Genomic DNA, 21,645 nt, shown 5'->3' on the forward strand with positions numbered 1-21,645 from the left:
GCCATGCCCAGATTGGCGATTGTGGGCATGGCGTGCCGGTATCCGGACGCAACCTCTCCAGCACAACTGTGGGAGAACGTGCTCGCTGGGCGGCGGGCGTTTCGGCCGATTCCCGATACCCGGCTGAACCGGGCGGACTACTACTCGGCCGACCCCGCCGCTCCGGATCGCCACTACGCTTCGCACGCGGCTGTGCTCGAAGGGTGGGCCTTCGATCGCCGCAAATATCGGATCTCAGGGACGGCTTTCAAGTCGACTGACATTGCACATTGGCTTGCACTCGACACCGCCGCCGCGGCGCTCGACGACGCTGGATTCCCGGCCGGCGAAGGTCTGGACCGAGCTCGTACCGGCGTTGTCATCGGCAACACGCTGACCGGTGACATGTCCAGAGCCAACGCGACGAGGCTGCGGTGGCCATACGTACGGCGCACACTGGCGAACTCGTTGGAGCGCAAAGGCTGGACCCCTGAAGAGATCGCTGAATTCATCGCCGCCTACGAGGTCGATTTCAAGGCAAGCTTCCCACCGATTTCCGAAGACAGCCTTGCGGGTGGATTGGCGAACACCATCGCCGGGCGGATCTGCAACCACTTCGACTTCGGTGGTGGCGGCTACACCGTGGACGGCGCATGTGCATCGTCATTGCTGTCGGTGACCACAGCAGGCAACGCGCTGGCCACCGGACAGCTCGACGCAGTAGTCGTCGGTGGCGTCGATATCTCGATCGATCCGTTCGAGCTGGTCGGATTTGCCAAGACCGGTGCTCTCGCGAGATCGACAATGCGGGTGTACGACGAGGGTTCCAACGGTTTCTGGCCTGGCGAAGGCTGCGGCATGCTCGTGCTCATCCGGGAGGACGATGCACTCTCACGCGGTTTGCGGAGCTACGCGACCATCGCCGGCTGGGGAGTTTCGTCGGACGGTCGCGGGAGCATCACTCGGCCGGACGCCGCCGGTCACCTCGTAGCCATCGAACGCGCCTATCGGATGGCCGGATTCGCTGCCAACACCGTCGATTACCTCGAGGGTCATGGGACTGGCACAGTGGTGGGCGATCGCGCTGAACTCGAGGTTTTCGGTCGCGCAGTCTCCGGACGGGACAGCGGACGTAAGCGCGTCGGTGTCGGCGCGATCAAGGGAAACATCGGGCACACCAAGGCGGCCGCGGGCATCGCGGCCCTGATCAAAACCGTCCTTGCCGTGCATCATGCAACCATTCCGCCGATCACCGGAAACCACCGGCCGCATCCGCTACTGGCCACAACTTCTTTGCTGGAGCTGCCACGAGCCGCACTGCCCTGGCCGAGCGGGGACTCTCGGTTCCCCGTCGACGAATCGTCCGGATCTTCAAGTGGCACAACAGCCGACACTGTCTCGTCGCGCCGGGCCGGTATGTCGGCGCTTGGTTTCGGCGGCATCAATGCACACGTTGTCGTCGAAAGCGTCCAGCCGCCGGTGCCGATCGATCGTGAGCTCGGTCGACGACTTGCGCACAGTAGGCAGGACTGCGAGCTCTTCGTACTTTCGGAATCGACACCGCAGCGTCTCGAAGCACGGCTACGCGAAACGAGCGCGTTGGCGGTGCAATGTTCGTTTGCCGAACTCGGAGACCTCTCGACCACACTCGCCCGCGGTGACTCCAAAGGACGATACAAAGCTGCTGTGGTCGCATCCGACCAGGCGCAAGCAGCAGCCCGCCTCGCTGACTTGGCAGACGCACTCGCTACGGGGCAGGCAACAGTGTTCATGCCAGAGCACGGCCAATTCCTCGGCGGCCCACCGAGAACCGCGGTTCGGATAGGCCTGTTGTTCCCCGGGCAAGGAGTTTCCAGCTTGGGCGATGGTGGCGCTGCCGCACAGCGGTTCGAGGTGGTCGCCGACCTGTACCGGGCAACCGGGCACCACCGGGCGGGGGCAACGACCAAGGACGCCCAGCCACGTATCGTCACCGCGTCGTTGGCCGGGCTGCGGCTACTGCGTCAGGCCGGGGTCGAGGCGGTCGGCTGTGTCGGGCACAGTCTCGGTGAGCTGACGGCCTTGCACTGGGGCGGCGTATTCAACGAAACACAAGTCGTCGCCGCTGCGGCGGTTCGCGGCGAGGCAATGCAATCTGGCGCGGCTGCCAGCCCAGGCACTATGGCATCAATTACTGCCGCATCGAGCACCGTGGCCGCTCTGTTGAACGGTGGATCCGTTGTGATCGCGGGATACAACGGTCCTCGCCAGACTGTGATCTCCGGCTTGGCCTCCGACATCGGCGCAGTCGTCGACCGAGCGCGTGCCGCTGGATTGCACTGCCAGGAGATCGCGGTCTCGCACGCGTTCCATTCGCCTCTGGTTGGTGCGGCATCAGCGAAGTTCCGGGCATATCTCGACAAGACGGAGATTCGAAATATCGTTCGCCACGGCGTGTACTCGACCGTCACAGGAGCAGCGCTTACCGCAAGCTCGAACGTCATCGAGTTGCTGGAACGCCAGATTCTGGCACCGGTCCAATTTGCACCGGCGCTGACCCGGCTTGCCGCGAGCTGCGATCTGCTGATCGAGGTAGGACCAGGGCGCCTGTTGTCTGGGCTCGCGAGACATGTCGCGCCCACCGTGCCGGTTGTGGCGATGGACACGGACTCCGACTCGTTGGTCGGTACTCTGCAGACGCTGGCCGCGTGCTACGTGATCGGCGCAAATCCTGACCTGGCCGGCCTCACCGCAGAGCGGTTCTGCCGGGCGATGCCTTCGGACAAGCAGTTCAGCTTCATCGAAAGCCCCTGCGAGAGAGCTCCGGACGTGTCGCACCTCGTCGACCTGGCGCCTGCCGAAACCGACCCAGCCCCTGTCGCCAATGATCCGGAACCTCACGCCCAGTCCGCGTTGTACACACTTCGTACGCTGCTCGCCGAACGCACGGAACTTCCCCTCACGGATATAACACCTGGTACGCACCCGTTAGACGACCTGCACTTGAGCAGTATCACGATCACCCAGGTGGTCGGTGACGCAGTCCGAATGCTCGGGCTTCGAACGCCAGAGCCCACCACGAACGTCGCGACCGCGACTGTCGGACATCTCGCCGAGGCGATCGAGGAATCCGCTCGCATCGGTGACGTACATCCTCGCGACGAACTCACCGGTATCGACGCCTGGACCCGAAGCTTCGTTGTCGAGCACATTGCCCGTCCGCGGCGGCGGACACTGCCGAATGGCGACCAGCCCGGCACGTGGGAAGTGTTTGCGGCGCAGGACGATCCACTCGCTGCTGTACTTCTCCGGCAGCTGGAAGCCGCACCCCTCGGCGACGGGGTGCTCCTTCTCTGCGGTGACGGCAACGTGCAGGTTGAATCGAAACGGATGCTGGCCGCCGGTCAAGCAGCGATCCAGCAGGGGAACAGGTTGGTGGTTGTCGGCACGGGCCGAAACGCTGCGGCTCTTGCCAAAACAGTTCATTTGGAGAAGCCCGCGGTCAGGACGACAGTTGTTCATTTGTCGACTTCGCTCACGCCGGACACAGCTGCGGAACTAGTGCTTGCCGAGGTGCTGGCGACCACAGCGTTCGTCGAGGTCGACTACGACGCGGACAGTAATCGGGCTGAGCCGGTACTACGCGAACTCGAGACCGGTGAGCAGCAGCTTCCGGTCGGCAGCGGCGACGTCGTCGTCGTTACTGGCGGCGCCCACGGGATCACCGTTGAATGCGCACTGGCCATGGCCAGCCAAAGTGGTTGTGCGCTGGCACTCATCGGCCGACGCGACGCCGAAGACGCCGAGGTTGCCGACAACCTGGCGCGGGTTCGCGGCGCAGGTATCACCGCGAACTACTATCGTGCTGACGTGACCGACCGGACCGCGGTCACGGGTGCGATCGCTGACATTGCGCGTGATCTCGGCCCCGTCACTGGAATCCTGCACGGTGCCGCAGTCAACGCACCAGCGCTGATCTCCGCTCTCACTCCCGAAGAGTTCGGCGCCACCGTAGCCGCGAAAGTTGATGGCCTTACCCATATCGTCGAGGCAGTCGCAGCCTCGGAGCTGCGCCTGATCATAGGTTTCGGAAGCATCATCGGACGAGCCGGACTCCGCGGGGAAGCCCACTACGCTGTCGCGAACGATTGGCTTCGCAACTCCATCGATGTTCTCGATAAACGGCTGCTGAACTGCCGTTGCTTGACGATCGAATGGTCGATCTGGGCCGGAGCCGGTATGGGCGAGCGGCTGGGTGTACTGAATGCACTCACCCGCGAAGGCATCGACGCAATCCCGACGGATACCGGTGTCGAGATCATGCTCGACCTGCTTCGGACTCCATCCTGCCCCACCGCTGTCGTGGTGCTCGGCAGAACCGGCGAGCTGCCAACGATCACATTCGAGGAAGTGGAGTTGCCGCTGCTGCGCTTCCTCGAGCGTCCCAGGCTGTATTTTCCGGGGATCGAGCTCATCGCAGAGGCCGACCTCTCGATCAGCAGCGACCCCTATCTCGCAGACCACCAGGTGTCCGGCGACATCTTGTTCCCGGCTGTCATGGGGATGGAAGCGATGGCTCAAGCCGCGGTGGCGCTGCTCGGCCACGCGGATTCGATCGAGCTCCGCGATGTCGAGTTCCTCCGCCCGATCGTGGTTCCCGGCGACGGTGTCACAACCGTCCGGACCGTCGCGCTGCGGCAGGGCAGCGAGGTACGGATCGCGATTCGCTCGGCCACCACGGCTTTCCAAACCGATCACTTCCGCGCTGTCTGTCTGGGGTCCGGGATCACCGGATCGGATGCGGATCGGGGAACACCTGCCGACTTGGGCGACCTCGTCGACGACGAGTGTCCACCGATGAACATGGACGTGGAGAACGACTTCTACCGCCGAATCATGTTCCACGGTCCGCGATTTCGCAGTGTTCGTGACTACAGGCATATCTCGGCTCAGCAATGTATCGCTGAGATACAGGCCGGCGATGAGTCTTGGTTCGTGGCTACACAACCAGGCCGACTGGTGCTGGGCGACCCCGCCGCCCGGGACGCGTTCATGCATGCGATCCAGGTGTGTGTACCCGGCTCCACGCTGCTTCCGACCCGGATCGGGCTGGTACGGGAGATCGCAGGGGGTGCTGATCTGGGGAAGGTCGAGCTCGCAGCCGTCGAGCGATCGAGCGGTTCTGGCAAGTACGTCTATGACGTAGTCGTACGCGATCAGGAACAGAATCTTGTGGCTGTGTGGGAACAGCTGGAGCTGACCGCGGTCACTGCGATCGAACCCGCTGACGGCTGGCCTCCGGAACTCGTGGCGCCGGTGCTGACTCGTCGATTGAACACTCTGCTTCCAGAACCTTTGCAGATGGCGTTCGTTCGCGACGCAGACCATTATCGGGCGTCAGCAGAGATGGGTACCAAGTCCCGCCGGATGCCCAGTCGCCGCGCCGCGAGCGAGCGAGCGCTGGCCTCGGCATTGGGGCAGTGCGTAACACTCCACCACCGTGCCGACGGCCGCCCCGAATTACCGGGCAAGAACATCAGTGTCTCGCACGGGACCGGCCTCACGCTCGCCGTGATAGCCGACCGGCCGATCGGATGCGACCTAGAGCCGGTGGAGGAACGCACCGAGGATCAGTGGCGCGATCTGCTCGGGATGTCGGGCGTCGCACTCGCCCAAATGTGCAGCAGTGTGGGCGACGAATCATTTACTACTGCAGCGACGCGCGTGTGGAGCGCCCGCGAAGCGGTGACAAAACTGGGCGTGACGGTCAATCGGCCACGGCTGACGTTCGAGAGCCGAGACACAGCTCCGGGCTGGCTTGCGATGCGGCATGGCCGTGATCTTGTTTGGTCTGTCGTTGTCACGCTGGCATTGCCGTCGCCGGTGACGGTCGTGGTCGCAGTTGCGCAGAAGGGTTGATCAGGATGCTCGGATACGAGATCTCCCACATCGTCGGTTTCGAGGAAACCAACCTTGTCGGCAACGTGTACTTCGTGAACTACTTTCGCTGGCAAGGCAGATGTCGCGAAATGTTTCTCAAGGAGAAAGCACCGGACATCGTGCAGGAGATCGCTCGCGATCTGAAGCTGTTCACTATCAAGTGTGACTGCGAATACTATGCCGAACTCACCGCATTCGACTGCCTGACGGTGCGGATGACCTTGACAGACCTGACACAGACCCAAATCGAGTTCGAGTTCACCTACGTGAAAGTCGAAGACGATGGCGCCGAGCGACTCGTCGCGCGTGGCCGACAGCGAGTGGCGTGTATGCGAAACGTCGGCGAGAACAAGGTCGAACCGACGCGCGTTCCTGAATCACTGCGACTCGCCCTCGCACCGTACCGGTCACCGGTATCCGCGTCGAGACTGAGCAAAGAGGCTGCACTGAACGGGATTCGGGACTGACCGACGTCCGGCCTTGTCGCGCTGATCAGAGCACTGGATCAGTCCGGTCTGCTCGATCGTCCCGCAGGGTGTCTCTGTTCGGTCGCCTGTCCGCCCTGTGGCACACGAGGATGTGGACTGAGCTGCGTGTGTCGATGACGGAGTCCAATCGAAGGCCCGCCTGGTCGAGCACGGCGCGGATCATCTGTTCAGAGCGCTCGACTCCTCCGAGCTCGATGAGCGCCGATCCGTCGCGATTCCGAGGTGAGCGGGGGTGGTTGGCGCGACGTCGGGCCCGGTAGGTGACCATCAGGAGGGTGCTGTCCTCGTCCATCGCCATCCGGCAGGCGATGAGCAATCGATCGATACAGCGTGTATCGCAGTCGCGCAGAACTGAGTTCAAGATGTAGTGATCAGCACCCTGCGGTATGGCCGCAAATATGTCGCCGACGATCGCGCGGCACCGTTCACTCAACCCATTGGCTGCGAACTGGTTCCGTGCTTCTCGGGTGACTTCAGGTTGGTCGAAGAGGATGCCTTCGACGAGCGGATAGCTCTGGACAAGCGCGGTCAGCAGCCGTCCATTTCTTCCGCCGACGTCGACGATGGTCGTAGCACGGGTGAAGTCGTATTTATCGGCAACTAGTCGCGCTTCGGTGCCGGTGAAGAACCTGTTCATCGCGGTCCGTACCTCGCGCTCATTTGTAACGACCTTGAAAGTAGGTCAGCGGGTTAGCCGTGTATGCCCTCGCTGCCACGACCTGGCCGATGTGGATCCGGTGGTCGCCGGCGGGATACGATGCGCGCAAAATGCATTCGATGTGCCCGATCGCGCCGGTGAGCAGTGGGCATCCGGTCGTTGCTCCTGGTGTCCAATCGACGCTGGTGAAGCGATCAACGCGAGAAATCGACAAGCCGAACCGTTCCGCCACAGCCTGCTGGTGTTTGCCGAGCATGCTGACCGAGAAAAACCCCGTCTTGGAGACAGCTCGGGCCGTCTCCGATTGTGTTCGAGCGCAGAACAACACTAACGGTGGTGAAAGTGATACTGCAGTAAAAGCTTGGCATGTCATACCGATCGGTCCGGCGTGATCGCACGTAGCCACAATGGTCAGACCGGTGAGAAACTGGCCGAGTACGAACTTGAACTCTTCGGCGGTCGGACCTGCGGAGAGATCACCTAGGAGCATGCCGTCGGCCCCCGAGGAGACTCCGTGGTTATTGGCATGAGGTGCGTCATTCGCAGTAGTTGGCCCGCATCCTGCTGATACGCAAAAGTCATCGGGTTGGCCGCCTCGCTGGCGCGACAATTCGATCACCCTCCCTGGGTCGTGAAATGGTTGCCGCTAATGACCCCTGCGGTCGATGTACGGAGATCCTCCCGCGCTCGGTTGCGCGCGTTATCGATCAAGCTCGAATATTACCGCGCCCGTGCAGGATTGAGGCTACCGTGGCCTAAGTGTGCTCAAGTTTACGGTACCGAGCGCGAAATATTGACTATAGAAAACGATAATGGTGTAGTGGGGGAGTCAGCAATCAGCTACGGGATTACCCCGAACTCGACTCAACCTGATGAACGGGATTGCTATGACCGATGTAATCGCTATTCCGAGCTTGGATACAACAGCCCTGCTTGCCGACTATCGGACCACTGTTGTGCCTGCGGCGGCCGACTTCGTCCGCGGTCACATCTCGGCGCGAGCGCTCCGCGAGAAATGGTTGCCCTATTTTCGTGGGCCGTTTCTGCAGTACGAGATAGCGGTGCAGGACGCATGGCGAGAGGCATACGGGCCGGATCAGGGTATCGAGCCGGGACCGCCTACCGCCGACCCGGCTTATGCGGAACAGCTTCGCTATTTCCCAGTCACGATCACGCACAACAACCTCGAGCGTCTGGTCGATGTTCTCTCGGTAGAGCTGGGAGAAAACACCGCGGGCAGCACCCGTTTGCCCGAACGGATCATCGATTTCGCATACGTCATCGACGCTCTCGACAGTTTGTTGGAATCGCTGGCCGCGCAACGAGATTGACGCTGTCACCCAGGACAAAACAGAAAAGTTCACATCCAATCGCGAAACCAAACGGAGTATTTCCATGTCGCGAAGTATCATGAACGAACTACGTGAGGCCGCAGTTGTCACCGGCGCCGATGGTTCGGCGCTGCACAATGCAGAGGTCGTGAAGGGCCACAATCTCGCCTGGGGCGGGCAGGGCAACCTTTACACGATCCGGCCGTACACACTCGGACCCGCCGCGCTCGAGGCCTTCACTGTGCGTGAGCGGATCCACGTCAACATCGACGGCCTCGGCGAGGACCTGGTCGACCTGCACGGTATCGGCGTTTACCGCCGGCATGAACCGCGCAACGGCGTCGAGGGCTCGACCGAATTGACCTGGCGCACCGCCACCATCGGCGCGCAGTTCTTGTCACTGCAGGTCATCGGCCACAGCGATGTGTTCGGGCAAGTTCGGGTCACGAACACGCCCTCGAAGAGCGAAGGCGCAACTGTGTCGCCGAACCTGGTACCAGGCCCGGTCGATCCAGAGGTCACCCCGATGAAGAACTGCGTCACCGCGCTGTACCCGCAGTTCGAGATCGAAGCGCTCGGCGCCACCATCAACACCGGCGATATCCGGGTCGATGTGGAGTCGCGCGTCAACATGGTCCCGCCGATCGGCGACGTGTCCCGGACCTCGAAGGCCTACACGTTGTTCGACGGCGACCGTAGGGTCGGCACGCTTCTCGCCGCTGACCTGGAGATCGGTGCGCTGCTGCACCACTACCCGATCGCGAACGCGGTTAGCCCCGTGGAGTTCGCGACAATCGTGTTCGCCTGAGCGAATAGAGGAGTTCACCGATGAATAGTCGTGAGCGGGTCGGTGCCAATCTCGACGCCGGCCCGCTCGCGGCCTACACCTTCGCAGTAGCAGCGACCGTCGGGCATCGAGACATGCGATACAGCTTCGCCCGGGCACGGAAACCGGAAAGTTCGCTCACAGTCGTCCATATCGATGTGCCGTCGACGCTCTGCGGAACCGAGATTGCGATTTGGGAGCATTTCGGTGGTGTTTACCGGATCAGAACATACATCCCGACGATGCGAACTCCCCGCGATATCGGCGGCCCGCAAGTGTTCGACACTTTGCCGCTGACTGATATCAGTTACCTCGATCTGATGCGGGCCCTCAGTCCGAGCGTGCTCCCGGAGCCCACGGTGACAGCGGCCAGATCGTCCTACGTCGACGCCGTCGCCGTGTACCGCATGGACAGCCTGACCGTCACCGAGCAATACACCGGCGTGTCCACGACGCCGATCTCCCGGATTGTCGAACGGTCCGGCATTTTCGAACGTGCCTGGCACGTCGTCGAGATCGGCACCGCCGGCGATCACCGCGTCCCGCTACGTGTGCAGGTCACCCGCGCGGATACTCCGAAGGCGACTGTTTTCGAGCGGGTCACTCCGGTGCTTGCCCTCGATACCAATCCCGGCGTCGCTTCGTCCGAGAGGCTCATGCAATGCGCCGTCGACCAGCTCGCGAGGACACGATGACGATGACCGGAATTCGACGCCGAGTGCTGCTGGCCCGCATTGCTGTCGTCGCGACGATGCTGCTGCGCCTGCTTTCGATCGCAGTGCGGGCGCGTGTCACCCGGCGAGCCGACCATCAAGACATTGTTACCACCGCGCTGGTCGACGGTATCGAGCGGCTCGGTGGCGCATACATCAAGTTCGGCCAGCTGCTGGCTACACGCCCCGACATAGTCGGATTGCGCATATCCGATGGGCTTGCACGACTGCAGGACAGTGTTGCCCCGATGCCGGTCGAAGAAGCGCTGGCGGTGTTGGAACACGCACCGGCGCAACTGCCCGCAGACTCCCGCGTCGCGGTCGAGGCGGGACCGGTGGCCAGCGGTTCGATCGCGTGCGTGTACCGGTGGCAGCCAGTTGACGGCACCCCGATCGCACTGAAGATCCGTCGTCCCAGCGCGGTTCGAACGATCCTTACCGACACAGACATAATGCGCCGGTTCGCGCGAGGCCTCAGTTGGTTTCCGCCGTTTCGGTCAGGTCCGATCGTTACGATCGTCGACCAGTTGTGCGGCGCGATCGAGGCACAGCTCGATTTGGCCCAGGAGCGAGTGATGCTTCAGATGCTGGCCGACTGTCTCGTCGATGAGCCGGACATCGTCGTTCCGCGGCCGATCGAACACTATTGCAGTGGTGACCTGCTCGCTATGGATTTCATCGAGGATCTGGACCGCGACGGCTTCGCGCAGGCAACACCGCGACAGCGGCAACATGGCATCACCACGTTGGTCCGCGGGCTGTACCGTCTGATCTTCGAGCACGGCTTCATTCATGTCGACCTCCATCAAGGCAACGCCTATCTGCTGGGCAACGGGAACGTGGCACTCCTGGATGTCGGTTTTGCCCACCTGCTGAGCGAATTCGCGCGTGATCGGTTCACGCGGTTCTTCGGTGGCATGGTCAACGGGCACGGTCATCGTTGCGCTGACATCGTGTTGTCGACAACAAGTTCCACTGGCCGCGGACGGAACCCCGAACGCTTCCGCGCCGAAGTCGTCAAACTAGTAGAAGACTCCGCCGAGCAAGATGTTGCCCACTTCTCAGTGCCTAAATTCGCGGTTCAGCTGTTCCGGATCCAGCAGCGCAACGGCTATTACGCGGACCCCGAGATGACCTTTCCCCTGCTGTGTCTCATCGCTTTGGAGGGAACTGTCAATAAGTTCGCGCCTGAGATGGACTTCCAAATCGAAGCAGCACCATACATAATGGCGAATTTGCTCTAAAGGTCGGGAGAATTCGAGTGCACAACGCCTTCAGCCCTGCCAGCGTCGAAGTGGTGGTACTCGCTGAACGCCAGGCGAGGCGATTCAACCACCCCCACGTCGGCACAGAACATCTGCTCCTCGGCATCGTGGACCATCGTGTCAATCCAGCCGCGGAGGTGCTGGCTAGCCACGGCGTGTCTCTGCCGTCGCTGCACAATCAGCTGCATTTTATCCTCGGCGAAGGGCCACCTCAGCGACTGGACCGAATCCCCCTGACCGCCACTGCCGCACACGTTCTCGAGTCTTCTGAGGCACACGCCCGTGAGCGTGGCGACGCGATGACGGAACCGACGCACATCGTGCTTGCGCTCGTCGCCGAGGACGCCTCCAATCTTGGCGCCGATATTTTGTTGAGCCTCGGTGTACCGCTTGGTGAACTCGTCAAAGACATGATCACCGCGCTGTCCACGCCGACCGCAGTGGCCCGGCAGCCCGCACCGTTTCGACCCGCCGGCTCACAATTGCTGGACCAATTCGGCCGGAACCTGACCCGAGATGCCGCGCTCGATGCGCTGGATCCGTTGATCGGCCGCGACCGCGAAATACATCACCTCACGCGCATCCTCTCGCGGCGAAACAAGAACAATCCGGTGCTCATCGGCGATGCGGGTGTCGGGAAGACTGCGATCGTCGAAGGCCTGGCACGCAAGATCGCCTTCCAGGAGGTGCCAACGTCATTGCGGGACAAGCAGGTCTATGCCATCGACATCGCCTCAATGGTTGCCGGATCGCGGTATCGGGGCGATTTCGAAGAACGGTTCAAGAAAGTACTGACCGAGGTGCGCGAGCGAGGAGACATCATCCTCTTCGTCGATGAGGTACACACGATCGTGGGTGCAGGCGCCGCTGAGGGCTCGATCGATGCCGCGAACATCATGAAGCCGATCCTCAGCCGGGGCGAGATCAAGCTTATCGGCGCCACTACTCCGTCGGAATACCGTCAGACGATCGAGAAGGACTCGGCGCTGAGCCGGCGGTTCCAGCGGATCGATGTCGATGAAGCGACGCCTGTGCATACCCGCATGATCTTGCTCGGGTTGCGGCCGCTACTTGAGGCGCACCACCAGGTCAGCATCACGGAGTCAGCCGTCGACGCGGCAATAGAACTTTCGCGCCGGTACCTGCCCGCAAAGTTCCTTCCCGACAAGGCAATCGACCTCGTCGACGAGGCTGCCGCGGAGGTCGCTCTGCGCCTCGATGCGCCTGATTCAGGGGTACAGGCCGGCGACGTCGCGGCTGTCCTAGCGGAACAGACAGGCATCCCGGTTGCAATCATCGGCGCCGACGAAGCCCACCGCCTGACGGAAATGCCTGCCTATCTGCACGAGCGCCTGGTCGGGGTCGACCACGCCATCGACGCCGTAACGAAGTCGATCAAGCGGGGCCGCACCGGGATTCGCGATCCTGGTCGACCTGCCGGATCGTTCGTCTTCGCGGGCCCTACCGGTGTCGGGAAGACCGAACTCGCGAAAGCGCTGGCCGAGTTCCTGTTCGGAGATGACGGTCATCTCATCCGCCTCGACATGTCCGAGTTCGCCGAAAGCCATTCCATATCAAGGCTTATCGGATCTCCGCCCGGGTACGTCGGCTATGACGACGGCGGGCAGCTTACCGAAAAGGTGCTTCGGAAGCCGTTTTCGGTCGTTCTGTTCGACGAGGTCGAGAAGGCGCACATCGACATCTTCAACACCCTGTTGCAGGTCATGGACGACGGACACCTGAACGACTCGTCAGGGCGGCGGGTCGACTTCACGAACACCGTGATCATCCTGACAACCAACCTCGGTACACGTGCTGCCGCAAAGGGGCCGATCGGCTTCGCTGGTGATGGCGATGGGTACCGGCACATGACCGCCATGGTCACCTCGGCGATCAAGCAGCACTTCTCCCCGGAGTTCCTCAACCGACTGGACGACGTCATCGTCTTTCCGCAGCTCAGTCGCCAGAACCTTTGTGCCATCGTTGATCTGCAGCTCGTTCGCCTCGCCGAGCGGTTGGCGAGAATGAACATCACGCTGACGGTCACCGACTCGGCCCAGGAAGTTCTCGCTGACTTCGGCGGTGACCAGGCCGAAGGCGCACGCCCGGTGCGCCGCGCCATCCGCACCTACATCGAAGACCCCCTCAGCGACATGGTGCTCAGTGAGACAGTCAAGCCAGGGCAGGCCGTCCGGCTCGAGGTTGATGAGGACGGCGTCGTGCTGCGGACCGTTGCGGATCCCGACAGTCCCCTGAAGGCGGGTTGAGTTGGCCACCACGACCTTTCGGTTCTGGGGCGTTGTGTCGGGTCTGCGGCGTTGTGCGAGCTTGCGAATTTGCTTGAAGCCTGGACGGGCCGCAAGCAGAGTGGTTAGTCTGTTTATTATCCAGTAACGCTTGGATCTAAATACTAACCCCGGCACCAGTTCCCGTCTGTCAGCAAGACTCGACGGCGGGAAAAGGTGCCCGTGGCTTGCGAATGATAAAGGGGGTATTTGTCGTGGAATCCAATCTTTCAGACGCACTCAATTCGGTGATAGATCAAGTAATTCGACCGCAGGCAGAGCAGGTCGACTCCACAGGAAGTTTCCCGCGAGAAGGGATACGGGCTCTGGGAGATGCCGGTCTGCTCGGCCTACTCAGCTCGACCGACGTCGGTGGTCGAGGTGCCCCCCTCGGGGACGCCGCCGATGTGATCGAAAGGCTCGCCGGTGTCTGCGGATCGACAGCGATGGTCCTGTTGATGCACTACGCGGCAACAGCCATTCTAGAAGCACACGGCCCCAAGGACATTCGAGAGGCTATAGGCGCAGGAGAACACGTCACCACGCTGGCATTCTCCGAGGCGGGCTCACGCAGTCACTTCTGGGCACCCACCAGCTCGGCGGCCAGTACCGATAACGGAACGGTCAAACTGGACGCGAGCAAGAGCTGGATCACTTCGGCCGGAGAAGCCGATAGCTACGTTTGGTCGAGCCGTCCCCTCGCTGCCGAGGGGCCGATGACCCTTTGGTTCGTGCCGAGCAAATCTGCTGGGTTGGCCGTGCAAAAGAGGTTCGACGGTTTCGGTCTGCGCGGAAATTCATCGAGTCCGGTCACCGGCGAGGGCGTCGAGGTACCCGAGGATGCCATCCTCGGTGCCGACGGTGCGGGGCTCGATATCGCCTTGCAGACTGCGCTCCCGCAGTTCCTCGTACTCAATGCGGCGTTTTGCGTGGGCCTTATGCAGTCGTTGGTCGCGGAAGCCGGCGAGCATCTCAAGCGCACTACGCTCGCCCATCTCGGGCAGACGCTGGCCGAACAGCCAAACCAGCGGGGGCAGTACGCACACTTGCTCACACGGACAGATGAGGTTCGCGCGTTCTTGCAGGACACCTTGTCGGCGTTGGGCTCAGGTCGCGCGGACGCCACTCTGCGAGTGCTGCAGGTGAAGGCGGTAGCCGCCGAGGCGGCTGCGGAGGTTTCCGACGGGGTCATGCGGCTGTGCGGTGGCTCGGCATTCCGCAAGGAACTGGGCGTGGAGCGACGATTCCGAGATTCGCTTGCGGCTAGGGTCATGGCGCCCACCACCGAAGCGCTGCACGATTTCGTCGGACGTGCCAGCCTCGGTCTGCCACTGTTCTGAGAGCCCAACGATTCTGCTGAGGACACCACGATGACTTTCCTCATGGGTGCGGTAGCGTACGACCCCAAAGTCGTGACGATTTGGGCCGGTATGCGAGCATGGCTGAGAGCTCACGGAATTCCATTCGACTTTGTGCTCTATTCCCACTATGAACGCCAGGCTGAAGACCTCGCGGCGGGACGTATCGACGCCGCGTGGAATTCACCTCTGGCATGGATTCGAACGGTACGTCTGGCCCGTGCTCTGGGACATGAAGCAGAGTCACTTATCATGCGAGACACCGATCGAGACCTCACGTCGGTCTTCTTGGTCCGCAACGATTCCCCGTACGAAAAGATCTCCGACTTGGAGAATCGAGCTGTCGCGATGGGGGCAGTCGACTCGCCGCAAGCACGGCTCATTCCGAGCGCATTTCTGCGCGAAGCAGGGCTCACGCCGGGGCAGAACGTCCAGGTCCGCCGCTTCGATGTCGGGGTCGGGCTCCATGGGGACCATATCGGCGGCGAACGCGACGCGATACGCGCGCTGCTGTCTGGTGAAGTCGAAGCCGCGGCAGTGATCGATTCGAATCATCTGCTATTCAGCCGTGAGGGCACTATCCCGAGTGGACGTGTACGTGTATTGGCTCAGACGCCAGCCTACGACCATTGCAACTTGACCGTACTCGATACCGGCCCAAGGGATCTCGTCGAGGAATTCAAGAAGTCGATGCTCTCGATGTCCTACGCCGATCCGGAAGTGCGCCCCTTGCTCGATCTCGAAGGATTGACCAGGTGGCAGGAGGGGCGTACGACCGGGTATTCGCTGCTCGAAACCGCGGTGGACCAAGAATCCTTCTACGACGAGCAGGGACAGGTCAAAGGTGAGGATTACAACCCGTGACCACCCGCGAGGTCGGCATTCTGGACCTGGAGGATCTCGGTTTCGAACGAGGCGCCCATCTGTTGCTAGAACGCAGACTGAAGGAGTTGGTGCCGGGTCAGGAACTGGGTGTCACAGGCGCTGACCCGGCCCTCAAGGTCCACTTGGAAGCCTGGTGTCGGCAACACGGACACCAGGTCAGGCCCGCGCTGGACACCGACTTCGGTGACCGCGTGTGGGTCACTCGTGGTCGAGCCGATCTGGACCGTTGGGCCGACGCACGTCGGGCAGGAGGACCGCGCAGCGACCAGATCGTAGCCACACCACCGAGTGACTGGGGCTTGGCGGCACGCGGAGCCCTCATCGAAACCGGCGGTCCCCAAACACCGTTCGATATCACCGACCGAGACTTGGTCTGGGCCGAGATCGCGCCATCCTTGTACGCCAATGCTGCTGCATCCCAATGGGATCCGAACACGGCAGTGCAATGGGACGCCGAGTTCACCAACCTGCCCGAGGTCGAGCAAGCGGTCAACCAGGTGATGACCTATCTCGTCGAGAACGAACTTGCGGCCTTGGTCGTGCCGTCAAAACTGCTCGCCCGCATCCATCCTCATTTCCGGGAAGTGATGCAACTGCTAGCGGTGCAGGCCGCGGACGAGGCTCGCCACATAGAAGTGTTCACTCGTCGAGCATTGCTGCGGGGTGGTGAGATGGGCACCTCGTCTGTGAGTGGCCGCCAGTCGCTTGCCACGCTGCTAGACGAACCTGACTTTTCGATGGCGTCCTTCTTGCTGTCGGTACTGGGCGAGGGCAGTTTCCTCAATCTTCTCGAGTTCCTGGACAACAACGCCCCCGACCCCGTCACTCGGCAGGTCACCAGACTCGCCCGCCGGGACGAAGCGAGACACGTCGCGTTCGGCGTCGCCCATCTGCAGTATCAAGCTGAGCTCGATCCTGCGGTGCGAATACGGTTGCGCGGCGCAGTCGAGCGCCGATACGAGGCCCTGGTCGACACGTCCGGACTCAACCAGGATGTGTTCGACTCGCTGGTCGTCCTGGCTGCGGGGGATTGGACACCGCACGCGATTGCCAGGGGGTACGACGCGGTGATGAAATTGCAGTCTGAGATGAACGACGGTCGGCAGCGCCGACTTATCCACCTCGGATTTCCTGCCGATGAAGCAGCCGACCTCTCGGCACTTCACACGCGGAACTTCATGTAGCAGTAGGTCTTTGGCAGGATCTCGACCTGCCGCAGCCGAATGGCCGCCGTCCTGCGGTGTGCCCGGAGTCGATTTCGAGCTTCGGGCACACCGCAGAACGAGTGGAGGCATCAGTCATGCCGGATCAAGCGTTGTGCGGCAGAGGCCTGATCGCTTCAGATTCCGGTGGTACCGTTTTCGAGGTTTTGCTTGAGCGTTTGCAGGTTGGCCGGCATCTCATTGCGGGCTTGGCGGCGGACGGCTAGCGGAACGATCAGCTTGCCGATGCCGCGCCCTTCGAAATCGACGTCGATTGTCAACCGGGCGCGATTGCGGTCATCGAGCGGCTCGACGGTTACATCGACGGTGGCTCGGATGGGGCCGTCGACTCCGCGTACACCCCAGGCGCGCGGTGCCTCGAAGTGGGTGACCTCCGAGGTGATGGGGCGCTCGGCAAAACCGATCTTCCTCGTAGTCAAGCATTTCTGGCCGACCACGATCGGACCCGTGCCGTCCATATGCCCGCCGACGACACCGCTTTGCCATTCGCTGAAGCGGGTCGGATCGGTGGCGTAGGCGAACACGACCTCCGGTGTCCGATCGATTTCGACCGTCGTGCTAATCGGTGCCATCTCAGTTCTCCTTGGTGAACAGATCGACGTACCCGTTCAGGTACAGCGGCCATCCATCTGCGGAACCATCGACAACGGCCTGCCAGCCCTCACCATGCCGATCGATGTTGCGATGTTCGAGTTCGACGCGGGTGCGCTGATCGGTCTCGGCGATGAAACGGACCTCGACCTCGCTGGTCTTGTCGTGGTCCGGCTCGATCTGCCACTGCGGGCTGAGGTCCCAGCTGAACAGAACGCGATTCGGCGGCTCGTACTCCAGCACTCGCGCCCACCGGCACTCGCTGCCGTCGACCGCCCGGTCGTAGATGTGGCCGCCGACGTGTCGTTCGAACACCGTCTCGGCGATGTCGGCTCCGAGAATGTTGTGCTCTTTCAGCTTGAAATCGCCGAACCGTGCAGTGAAGACATCGAACGCGTGCTCAATCGGGGCGTCGATGACGACCTGCGCGCGTACCGTCGTGTCTTCTATCGGTGTGCTCACCGTGGCACCTTCCTCGTGGTTTTCCGCGGACACTTTGAATGCCGCCAAGGTTTTGGTCCAGAAGTTATCGAGTTCTGCTCGTAGCGCGGCAGCGCCCTCCGGGTCGACGTGATAGATCCGCCGGTTGCCGTCGGGTTCATCGGTAACAAGTTTTGCGTCTTTGAGTACCTTCAGGTGCTGCGATACCGCTGACCTGCTTACGGGCAGGACCGCGGCAAGTTCGCCGACCGTCTGTGCACGGTCGGCGAGGAGCTCGAAGATCGTCCGCCGCGTCCGATCGCCGAGCACACCCCAGCCGTCAGGTACGTAAGCTCTCACTGACGGTCAGTCTGCACTTACCGGCCCTGCCTGTCAACACATGTCTGTCGCGACTATCGCCAGCTGCGGCGGCCGTAGATTCTATGGATAGACGTGTATCCAGCCGATCTGCAGAAGCCACGTCGCGATGGCCCATAAGGCGCCGTAAGCGATCAGCCAAGGAAGCCATGAGAGACACTTCTTCATTAGGTCCCCCGTCCCGACGGTAAGTCGGTTCTGCTCCGACGGAGCTGTTAACTCACACGTCGAGCACCGCGGACGCCGCCGCAGTGCCTTCGATGCGGGCACGAATTTTCGCGAACGCTGTTTCTCGAGATGTTGAGACATCGTCGCCGAACGGCGAGAATCCGCAGTCGTCGCACGTTCCGAGCCGTTCGACCGGCAAGTGCCGAGCGGCGTTGAGCACCCGCTCCCGGACCTGCGCGGTCGTCTCGACGGCCGGATCGATCGGATCGATCACGCCGACAAAGATCCTGGCTTCGGTTGGCAAGTTGTCAGCGATGACTTGCAGTACTCGGTCAGGATCGGGCTCGCTGGCAAGCTGTACGTAGAACTGTCCGGCGTGTATGCCGAACAGCTTCGGCAACAGTTGCGCGTAGTCGACGTCGAGGCTGTGGGTCGAATCTTGGTCCCCGCCGGGGCACGTGTGCACACCGATACGTTGCCGCTGGTCCGCTGTAAACCGATCGAGCACACGGTTGTTCAACGCGACGAACGAGTCGAGCAATGCGCCGGAGGGGTCGAGCTTGAGTGACAGTCGACCTTCGGTGAAGTCGAGTTGTACCGAATCGGCGCCACCATCGAGTGCGCCGCGGATGTCGGCTTCGGCGTTGTCGACGAGATCGTCGAGGAACTCTTCTCGTGGGTACCCACTGATGCCGTCTGCGGGATACACCAAGCTCACTGCGGAGGCCGCGATGACGGCTTGTTTGACCGGTGCTGTCGCGTACTTCCGGGCAGTCTGGAGATACGGCGCACTGAAGGTGGCGTAGCGAAACGGGCCGGCGTTCAACAGTGGCAACTGCCTCGTGTGGCCGTCTGCAAAGGGGATCACGGCACCGTCGGGGCTCAGGTTCGGCAATCCGGCCAGGGGATAGGTGGCAAAACTGGGTTTGCTCTGTTCACCGTCCGTAACGACCGGCGACCCAAGTGCTTCCAGCTGCGCGATGGTGTCCCGCACCGCCGCATCATAGAGATTGCTGAGTGCCTCGTCGGTGATACGCCCGGTGGCGTGCTCTTGCATACCTTTCAGTAGTGGCGCCGGCCGCGGGATACTTCCAATCGGTTCGGTCGGTAAAGGCATGAGCAGTGTCCCCTTCCCAACTCTGTCGGCGATAATCGTTGTGGGACCGACGGATTGGACTTCTGCTGACTGCAGAACGTCGCGATGCCGATCACGGTAGCAAGGCAAAACTGAGCTCACTACTGATCAACTTGTCCGGGTCCGAGCAGCCGTGAGTCAGTATCGGCAGACGGGAGCCGGTACCACAACAAATCAACGACCTCCGCCACTCATGCCAAGCGTGGCGGATCGTGACAAGAACGGCGATGGTGGATCGATTGAGGACGATGCGCTTGGCGACGCCGTCGAACGGTTGGTAGTTGCTCGACCTCGTGAGGAGTTGAATTCTGCCGAAGGCAAGCCAGCACCTTCACTGCTTGGCCTGAACGCCACCTGCGCCAGACTTCATCGACTCCGGCAACGCCGTCCTGGTCATCACACACCACATCCCCGATCACTGAGGTTCCCCCCGGAAAGTGGACACCTGATTCGCAGGACTAACGGTCCTGCTGGAAGGATGTCCATATGCCTCCTCGCAAGCGTCGGTCGTTTACGGCCGAGTACAAGGTCGAGGCTGCGCATCGGGTGATCGATTCCGGTCGCACGATCGCTGAGGTCGCCCGCGAGTTGGGACTCAACGACGGCCTGCTGAGCAATTGGGTTAAAGCCGAACGCCGCCGGATGGGTGCGGCGACAGCACGCGGTGATACCGCGCTGGATCCGGCTGAGCGAGCCGAGCTGCTGGCCTTGCGAAAGCGAGTTGCCGAGCAGGACAAGGACATTCAATTCCTTAAAAAAGCTTCGGCTTATGCCGACCGCGTGATTATGCCGACCGTGGCTTGAAGGTGCTGGTTGAGCGGGGTGAGCCGATCGGATCGGTCGGCATAATTCGCGGCTGTTGTCCGGGGTCAAAGTCCTTCGAGGAAGGCGACCAGGCTGTCGGGCGGGTGGTACCGGCCAGGTTTGGTGTTGGCTGGTTGGACCCGGGCGAGGGCTTGTTCCTTGATGGTCATGTCTGCATGCAGGTAGGCCTGTGTGGAGCTGGGACTCTCGTGGCCGAGCCAGAGCGCGATCACCGTCGTGTCGACTCCCGCGCGCAGCAGTGCCATCGCCGCCGTGTGGCGCAGCGTGTGCGGAGTGATGTGCTTGGAGCCGATGGTCACGCAGTCGGCAGCGGCGCGGGCTGCGTGTTTGGCGACGAGCTTCTCGATGGCGTCCCGCGACAACGGGTGACCGTCTGTGGTGGTGAAGAGTCGATCGGTGGGTTCACCGCCATGCTCGGCCAGCCAAACATGCAGTGTGGCAGCGGTTTGACGGGTCAGCGGGGTGACGCGGTCCTTGCGCCCCTTCCTGAGGCAGCGGACATGGGCTCCGGTGCCGAGATCAACATCGTCACGTGTGAGTCCGATCAACTCCGAAACCCGCAGTCCCGTTTGACATATCAGTAACAGCAACGCGTGGTCGCGGCGCCCGAGTGGGGTTGTGCGGTCGGGAGCGGCCAGCAGCGCGTCGGTTTCCTCGGCGGTCAGGAAACACACCACCGGACGGTCACATCGTGTGAGTGGGATAGCGAGTATCCGGCTGATGTCCTCGGCGTGCTCGGGTGCTCGCAGAGCCGCATAGCGGAACAAGGAGCGGATCGCGGCCAGCCGGGCATTGCGGGTGGCGATCGTGTTGGCCCGGCCCGATTCCAGATGCTGCAGAAACGCGACCACTAGGTCTGCGTCCAGGTCGGCGACGTCGAGTCGGCTCGGCGCGGTGCCGAGCCTGTCGTGGGCGAACCGCAACAGCAGACTGTAGGTGTCGCGGTAGGCAGCGATGGTGTTAGGGCCGGCGTGACGCTGACGAACCAGCTTATCGGTGAAGAATCCCTGCAGGATCGGTGCCAATGCGGTCATGACGACGCTCCCCGCTCGAGACGAGCGGCAGCGAGGGCGAGCAACTCCGGTGCGGCCTGCAAATACCAATACGTCGATTTCGGGTCGACGTGCCCAAGCCATGTCGACAACAACGGTATTCGAGCCTCGGCGACGTCCGCGTCGTCGCGATACCAGTCGATCAA

At 62.0% G+C, this 21,645-nt stretch carries 17 protein-coding genes and 1 pseudogene; 11 read left to right on the plus strand and 7 right to left on the minus strand.

The window, feature by feature from the left end; translation table 11 throughout:
* Window positions 1–3 precede the first annotated feature (3 nt).
* Window positions 4–5,877, plus strand: a complete 5,874-nt coding sequence (locus ACV7NQ_RS34005; protein ID WP_463363302.1) for an SDR family NAD(P)-dependent oxidoreductase — start codon at window positions 4–6, stop codon at window positions 5,875–5,877.
* Between the two features lie 5 nt (window positions 5,878–5,882).
* Entirely contained in the window at window positions 5,883–6,365 is a 483-nt protein-coding gene (locus tag ACV7NQ_RS34010; protein ID WP_463363303.1) for an acyl-CoA thioesterase, read from the plus strand.
* A gap of 25 nt (window positions 6,366–6,390) precedes the next feature.
* On the opposite strand, the gene ACV7NQ_RS34015 is transcribed toward ACV7NQ_RS34010, so the two are convergent.
* Both ACV7NQ_RS34015 and ACV7NQ_RS34020 read right to left on the minus strand, forming a co-directional pair.
* Window positions 6,391–7,023: a methyltransferase gene (locus ACV7NQ_RS34015; protein ID WP_463363304.1), complete on the minus strand. Its 633-nt coding sequence runs from the start codon at window positions 7,021–7,023 to the stop codon at window positions 6,391–6,393.
* A gap of 19 nt (window positions 7,024–7,042) precedes the next feature.
* The gene (locus tag ACV7NQ_RS34020; protein ID WP_463363305.1) at window positions 7,043–7,663 is read right to left on the minus strand and encodes a flavin reductase family protein; all 621 of its coding nucleotides are present in this window, start codon (window positions 7,661–7,663) and stop codon (window positions 7,043–7,045) included.
* Window positions 7,664–7,931: 268 nt separating this feature from the next.
* Here ACV7NQ_RS34020 and ACV7NQ_RS34025 point away from each other — a divergent pair, with 268 nt between their 5' ends.
* From ACV7NQ_RS34025 to ACV7NQ_RS34060, 8 genes are all read left to right on the plus strand, one after another.
* Window positions 7,932–8,375 carry a hypothetical protein gene (locus ACV7NQ_RS34025; protein ID WP_463363306.1) on the plus strand — a complete coding sequence of 148 codons (444 nt, stop codon included), beginning with the start codon at window positions 7,932–7,934 and terminating at the stop codon, window positions 8,373–8,375.
* A 64-nt stretch (window positions 8,376–8,439) separates the two neighbouring features.
* Complete coding sequence (locus ACV7NQ_RS34030; RefSeq protein WP_463363307.1) at window positions 8,440–9,183, plus strand: DUF6073 family protein; 744 nt, start codon at window positions 8,440–8,442, stop codon at window positions 9,181–9,183.
* A gap of 20 nt (window positions 9,184–9,203) precedes the next feature.
* Window positions 9,204–9,896, plus strand: a complete 693-nt coding sequence (locus tag ACV7NQ_RS34035) for a hypothetical protein (protein ID WP_463363308.1) — start codon at window positions 9,204–9,206, stop codon at window positions 9,894–9,896.
* 23 nt (window positions 9,897–9,919) lie between these two features.
* On the plus strand, window positions 9,920–11,158 hold the full coding sequence (locus ACV7NQ_RS34040; protein WP_463363309.1) for an ABC1 kinase family protein: 1,239 nt from the start codon (window positions 9,920–9,922) through the stop codon (window positions 11,156–11,158).
* A gap of 53 nt (window positions 11,159–11,211) precedes the next feature.
* The gene (locus ACV7NQ_RS34045) at window positions 11,212–13,446 is read left to right on the plus strand and encodes an ATP-dependent Clp protease ATP-binding subunit (protein ID WP_463365920.1); all 2,235 of its coding nucleotides are present in this window, start codon (window positions 11,212–11,214) and stop codon (window positions 13,444–13,446) included.
* A gap of 212 nt (window positions 13,447–13,658) precedes the next feature.
* Window positions 13,659–14,804, plus strand: coding sequence for an acyl-CoA dehydrogenase family protein (locus tag ACV7NQ_RS34050; RefSeq protein ID WP_463365921.1), 1,146 nt, complete (start codon window positions 13,659–13,661; stop codon window positions 14,802–14,804).
* 30 nt (window positions 14,805–14,834) lie between these two features.
* Window positions 14,835–15,686: a phosphate/phosphite/phosphonate ABC transporter substrate-binding protein gene (locus ACV7NQ_RS34055; RefSeq protein WP_463363310.1), complete on the plus strand. Its 852-nt coding sequence runs from the start codon at window positions 14,835–14,837 to the stop codon at window positions 15,684–15,686.
* Window positions 15,683–16,891 carry a ferritin-like domain-containing protein gene (locus ACV7NQ_RS34060; protein WP_463363311.1) on the plus strand — a complete coding sequence of 403 codons (1,209 nt, stop codon included), beginning with the start codon at window positions 15,683–15,685 and terminating at the stop codon, window positions 16,889–16,891. The genes ACV7NQ_RS34055 and ACV7NQ_RS34060 overlap by 4 nt, the downstream gene beginning before the upstream one ends.
* Before the next feature lie 155 nt (window positions 16,892–17,046).
* Here the strand turns inward: ACV7NQ_RS34060 and ACV7NQ_RS34065 are convergent, their stop codons facing one another.
* From ACV7NQ_RS34065 to ACV7NQ_RS34080, 4 genes and pseudogenes are all read right to left on the minus strand, one after another.
* A complete protein-coding gene (locus ACV7NQ_RS34065) occupies window positions 17,047–17,502 on the minus strand; it encodes an SRPBCC family protein (RefSeq protein WP_463363312.1) in 456 nt (151 codons plus the stop codon).
* Window position 17,503: 1 nt separating this feature from the next.
* Window positions 17,504–17,971, minus strand: a complete 468-nt coding sequence (locus ACV7NQ_RS34070) for an SRPBCC family protein (protein ID WP_463365922.1) — start codon at window positions 17,969–17,971, stop codon at window positions 17,504–17,506.
* Window positions 17,972–18,019: 48 nt separating this feature from the next.
* Window positions 18,020–18,301 (minus strand): annotated as a pseudogene (locus ACV7NQ_RS34075) (ArsR/SmtB family transcription factor); the annotation flags it as partial.
* Window positions 18,302–18,539: 238 nt separating this feature from the next.
* Window positions 18,540–19,604, minus strand: a complete 1,065-nt coding sequence (locus ACV7NQ_RS34080; RefSeq protein ID WP_463363313.1) for a cobalamin-independent methionine synthase II family protein — start codon at window positions 19,602–19,604, stop codon at window positions 18,540–18,542.
* A 504-nt stretch (window positions 19,605–20,108) separates the two neighbouring features.
* Between ACV7NQ_RS34080 and ACV7NQ_RS34085 the strand changes: the two genes are divergently transcribed.
* On the plus strand, window positions 20,109–20,426 hold the full coding sequence (locus ACV7NQ_RS34085; RefSeq protein WP_463363314.1) for a transposase: 318 nt from the start codon (window positions 20,109–20,111) through the stop codon (window positions 20,424–20,426).
* Window positions 20,427–20,491: 65 nt separating this feature from the next.
* Here ACV7NQ_RS34085 and ACV7NQ_RS34090 read toward each other — a convergent pair whose 3' ends face one another.
* Window positions 20,492–21,481 carry a tyrosine-type recombinase/integrase gene (locus ACV7NQ_RS34090; protein ID WP_463363315.1) on the minus strand — a complete coding sequence of 330 codons (990 nt, stop codon included), beginning with the start codon at window positions 21,479–21,481 and terminating at the stop codon, window positions 20,492–20,494.
* Window positions 21,482–21,645: the final 164 nt, after the last annotated feature.

The organism is Nocardia sp. Tas62D01, assembly GCF_055232035.1.